We start from the raw sequence: 4,273 nt of genomic DNA on the forward strand, positions 1-4,273 counted from the left end.
GCCCGGGGGGCGCCCCCCGCCCCCCCCCCGCGGCCCCCCCCCGCCCCCCCCCCGGGGGGGGCCCCCCCCCCCCCCCCCCCGGGGGGGGGGGGGCGGGGCGGCACCGGTCGTACCGTGGAGGGAGCGGGGGTGGACGGAGGAGGTTTGACCATGCCCGGTTCGCTCACCATCAGCCACCACGAGTCCGCGGCCACCCTGGACCGCACGGACGCCGAGCGGCTCGCCACCGTACTGGCGGAGCTGGCGTACCTGCTGGAGATCCCGGGGCCGAACCGGATCAACGACGCGCAGCTCACCCTGCTGTGCGAGGGCCGGGCGCCGGACCGCGCCGAGCTGTCGCACTGGTCCCGGGCGCTCGCGGCCGAGCTGAAGGGGCGGCGCTGACGGCCCCGCTGTCCGCCGCAGCCGACGGCCCCGGTGCCCGCCGACGCCGCAGGCGCGCCGCCCCGCCCGCCGTACGATGGCGTGCGGGGCGGGCGGAGGTCGTGCGCCCCGGGGGCGCCGGAGTGGCCGGCGCCCGGTCCGGCGGAGGGTGGGGGCCCGAGCGTGCCGCAGTCCTGGTCGATGTCCTGGCTGACCGTGGAGACGCCGCTGCCCAGCGGCCCGATGCACATCGCCGTGACGTCGCTGGGCGTGGCGGCGGCCGGGTACGGCGGGCGGGACGGCGAACTGCCGCCGTGCACCGACGCGTCGAAGACCGCCGCCGTCCGGGACCGGATCGGCGCCTATCTGGCGGGCCGCAGCCGTGAGTTGGGCCTGCCGATCGACTGGAGCCTGAGCTCCGGCCCGCACCGCACCGTGCTGCGCACGCTCTGGCAGGAGGTGCCGTACGGCCGGACCATCACCTACGGCGAACTGGCGGCCCTCAGCGGGGTGTTCGAGGACGTGGCCGAGCCCGGCCTGGCGGCGCGGACGGTCGGCCAGATGATGGCCGCCAATCCCGTCGCCCTGCTGGTGCCCTGCCACCGGGTGGTGGCGGCGGACGGGATCGGCGGCTTCGGCGGCGGCCGGGTGGGGATCGACGTGAAGCGCTGGCTGCTCACCCTGGAGGGCGTGCTGGAGCCGACGCTCGACTGGAACGGCCCGCTGTAGCAACGGGGTTGCCGTCGGCGCGGCCGCACCGAGCCCCCAAGAGCCACGTGTGAGCCTCGCATGAGCCCCGCACGAGCCCGCCGTCGGGTCCGGGCTACCGCTGCCGGACGAGGGAGACCGGGGCCGGCGCCCGGCGCGGCCGCACCGGCTGGATGCCGGAGACCAGCGTGTACTCGACGCCGTGCACGTCCGGATCCACCCCGGTGGGTTCCGGCCGTTCGCCGAGCGCCAGCCGGACGGCGTCCCAGGGCAGGTTGAGGCCGCACAGCCGCAGCTGGTGGAGCCCGGCGGCGGGCCGGGTGTTGACGTCGATCACCACCGGTCGCCCGGCCAGTTCGCGGAACTGGATGTTGGACAGGTACGCCATCCGGCTTGCCCCGACCAGGCGCCGGACCGGCTCCAGGTACCGCGGGTCGGCGGTGAAGCCGCGGCGGCGGCCCTCCTTGGTGCGGCCTACCACGGTGAGCGGGTGGCCGGCCCGGTCGGCGAGGCAGTCCACCGAGACCTCCGGCCCGTCCAGGTAGGGCATCACCAGCAGGTCGACGGGCTCGTCCCCCTCGTCCCCCGCGCCCGGTCCGGCGGACAGGGCGGCGGCCACCTGCTCGACCTGGACCCGGTGGTCCCAGCCGTGAAGCCGCCGTGGCCCGTACGGCTCCCGGGTGAGCACCCGGAAGCCCGTGCCGCCCGCGCCGGTGGTGGGTTTGAGGCAGGCGGTGTGCCCGGCGGCCTCGATCCGGCCGACGGCGTCGAGCAGTTCGTCGGCGGTGCGCACCCGCCACCAGGGCGGGGTGGGCAGTCCGGCGGCGGCGATCGCCCGGTAGCCGTCGGCCTTGCTGGTGTAGGTGGCGATGGCGGTGGCCGGAGGGCAGAGCAGGGTGGTGCCGATCGCCTCGAACTCCGGCCGGGCGAGGGCGATGGCGAGCTGGTGCAGCTGCGGGAGGAAGACGGTTATGGAGTGCCGGGCGCAGTAGTCGAGCGCGTAGCCGACGTAGGCGTCGGCGGGCAGGTCGGCGGGTTCCAGGGTGCCGTGGTCGGCGGCGGCGAGCACCGGGGAGTCGGGGTCGGCGTGGGTCGCGTGGACCGCCACCGGGCGAGGGGCGGTGCGGAGTTGTTCGATGAAGAAGACGTTCTCGGCGTAGGTGCGGTTGAGCCAGACACGGACGGGGGCTGTCAAGACTGCCTCCCAGGGCATGGGGTGACGAAGGGTCAGGGCTCGTGGTCGGCCGTGCTCGTCAACTGGCCTGGGGGCCCTGTGAGGTGGCACCTTAGCGGCCGGCTCCCCGGGCCTGGACGGGAGGGGTGCCGGGCGTGCGGGCGTCAAGGGGTGGCGACGGAGGGGGTGTCGATGGGGGAGGATGGGGGCCGGTATTCCCGATAAGTTCGAATAATTAATCGAACAGATATCGATCGGGTGATCCAGTCGTACTATTTGTTCGGTTATCCCGAACCACTCGAATGAGTGATTGCGGCATGCACCCGAATGGGCCCACCATGAAGCTGCAACATGAATGTGCAAGGCGACACTTCATCGGGCATGCGAAGGGCTCCCCCTATGTCGACCGAAACCAATGCCGGTGTTCCCGCGCCCAGCGCGCAACCGGAGATCCGGCAGCAGCAGAGTCTGAGCACGGCGGGTGCGCGGAACCTCGCCACGACCACCAAGTCCGCGCCGCAGATGCAGGGCATCAGCCCGCGCTGGCTGCTCAAGACGCTGCCCTGGGTGCAGGTGTCCGGCGGTACCTACCGGGTCAACCGCCGCCTGCGCCACTCGGTCGGCCGCGGTCGGGTGAGCTTCGTCAAGACCGGCTCCGAGGTGCGGATCGTCCCGCCGACGCTGGCCGAGGTGCCGGTGCTGCACGGCTTCCAGGACGAGGCCGTCCTGACGGAGCTGGCCGGGCGCTTCGTGCAGCGGGAGTTCGCCGCCGGCGACGTACTGGTCTCCGCCGGCGCGGCGATCAACGAGGTCTTCCTCATCGCGCACGGCAAGCTCGAACGGCTCGGCACCGGCAAGTACGGCGAGGAGACGGTGATCGGCACCCTCGCCGACGGCGACCACCTCGGCGACGAGGCCCTCCAGCAGGAGGAGGGCACCTGGCCGTACACCGTCCGGGCCGCCACCTCCGGCACCGTGATGGCGCTCTCCTGGCCCGCCTTCCAGGAGCTCCACGACCGCTCCGAGGCCCTGCAGCTGCAGGTCATCGAGTACCTGAACGGCTTCCAGCAGGCGCAGAACAAGCACGGCGAGGCCGCGATCGACCTCTCCGCCGGGCACCGGGGCGAGTACGAGCTGCCCGGCGCCTTCGTGGACTACGAGCTCAAGCCCCGCGAGTACGAGCTGAGCGTCGCGCAGACCATCCTCAAGGTGCACTCCCGCGTCGCCGACCTCTACAACCAGCCGATGAACCAGACCGAGCACCAGCTCCGGCTGACCATCGAGGCGCTGCGCGAGCGCCAGGAGCACGAGCTCGTCAACAACCCCGAGTTCGGCCTGCTGGAGAACGCCGCGTACGACCAGCGGATCCAGACCCACTCCGGCCCGCCCACCCCCGACGACATGGACGAGCTGCTCAGCCGCCGCCGCGGCACCAAGATGTTCCTCGCCCACCCCAAGGCCATCGCCGCCTTCGGCCGCGAGTGCAACAAGCGCGGCCTCGTCCCCGGCACGGTCGAGGTCGAGGGCAAGCACGTCACGGCCTGGCGCGGGGTGCCGGTCTTCCCGTGCAACAAGATCCCGGTCATCGGCGGGCACACCAGCTCGATCATGGCGCTGCGCGTCGGCGAGGACAACCAGGGCGTCGTCGGCCTGCACCAGACCGGAATTCCGGACGAGTACCAGCCGAGCCTTTCGGTGCGGTTCATGGGAATCGACGACAAGGCCGTCATTTCCTACCTGGTCAGCGCCTATTACTCCGCCGCGATTCTGGTCCCGGACGCGGTCGGCGTCCTGGAGAACGTGGACGTCGCGCAGCGCTAGGCCCTGTCCGGGCGAGTCTCAACCATTCCGGCCGGGCGCGCGATATCCGGGCCCGCGCCCAGGCCCGGGAACCGACCGACCGGAGCCGGTCGGAATTCCACGCCGCCCGGCCGGGGCACCCACACCCCTGTCTCTTATACACAACTGACCCTGCCGACCACAAAGCAAGAGAAGATCTCGGAGCTCGCCGTTGACTTAAAAACTCGC

The 4,273-nt window shown here is 72.5% G+C and carries 4 protein-coding genes; 3 read left to right on the plus strand and 1 reads right to left on the minus strand.

Annotated features, from left to right (window positions below; all coding sequences use genetic code 11):
• Window positions 1-150 precede the first annotated feature (150 nt).
• Window positions 151-384, plus strand: coding sequence for a hypothetical protein (locus ACFV61_RS31480; RefSeq protein WP_063348809.1), 234 nt, complete (start codon window positions 151-153; stop codon window positions 382-384).
• Window positions 385-546: 162 nt separating this feature from the next.
• Entirely contained in the window at window positions 547-1,092 is a 546-nt protein-coding gene (locus tag ACFV61_RS31485) for a methylated-DNA--[protein]-cysteine S-methyltransferase (RefSeq protein WP_380495312.1), read from the plus strand.
• A 94-nt stretch (window positions 1,093-1,186) separates the two neighbouring features.
• Here the strand turns inward: ACFV61_RS31485 and ACFV61_RS31490 are convergent, their stop codons facing one another.
• On the minus strand, window positions 1,187-2,266 hold the full coding sequence (locus ACFV61_RS31490; protein ID WP_380495314.1) for an ATP-grasp domain-containing protein: 1,080 nt from the start codon (window positions 2,264-2,266) through the stop codon (window positions 1,187-1,189).
• 378 nt (window positions 2,267-2,644) lie between these two features.
• On the opposite strand from ACFV61_RS31490, the gene ACFV61_RS31495 reads away from it, so the two are divergent.
• Entirely contained in the window at window positions 2,645-4,066 is a 1,422-nt protein-coding gene (locus ACFV61_RS31495; protein ID WP_380428225.1) for a family 2B encapsulin nanocompartment shell protein, read from the plus strand.
• Window positions 4,067-4,273 lie beyond the last annotated feature (207 nt).

The organism is Kitasatospora sp. NPDC059817, from assembly GCF_042731835.1.
In the GTDB taxonomy this organism is placed as follows: domain Bacteria; phylum Actinomycetota; class Actinomycetes; order Streptomycetales; family Streptomycetaceae; genus Kitasatospora.